Raw genomic sequence first — 623 nt, forward strand, 5'->3', positions numbered from 1 at the left:
AAGACTTCCAAACTGAACAGTACTTCTTATGCTTTTATAAACTTCCAATTTTTCTGATATATTTTTTTTATCTTCTTCACTTATTTTATTTAAGTTTAATTCTAATCCCAAATTACCCCACATAGCAACATTTGCTCTTGTTTCTATAGTTTCCTTTCTATGTGTTTGATGATTAGGTATATCAGAAATATGGCAAGCTAAAGATATTGAAGGATAAATTAAAGAAGCTCCATATTGTATAGCAAGTCTTTCTATAGCATCAGTATCATCACTTGTCCAAACCTGAGGCATATAATAAAGCATACCAGCATCACATCTTCCGCCGCCACCTGCACAGCTTTCAAATAATATATTAGGAAATGCATTAACAATATTTTCTAATACACTGTAAAGACCTAACATATAGCTATGAGATTGTTCCTTTTGCTTTTCAGGTTTTAGATAAGATGAACCTAAATTTGTAATATTTCTATTCATATCCCATTTAACATAAGAAATATTATTTTTTGATAAAATATCAGTCATAAAGTTTATTATATAGCCGCATACTTCAGGATTACTTAAATCTAATACATACTGATATCTTGAAGTCTCTATTTTTCTGCCTTTAACTTGAATAGCCC

Annotated in this window: 1 protein-coding gene; it reads right to left on the reverse strand. The window is 29.5% G+C overall.

Annotated features, from left to right (window positions below; genetic code table 11):
• On the reverse strand, positions 1–623 hold a 623-nt coding region (locus tag GQX97_RS13890; RefSeq protein WP_198391264.1), incomplete at both ends, for an alpha-galactosidase.

The organism is Brachyspira sp. SAP_772 (assembly GCF_009755885.1).
Classification (GTDB): Bacteria; Spirochaetota; Brachyspiria; order Brachyspirales; family Brachyspiraceae; genus Brachyspira.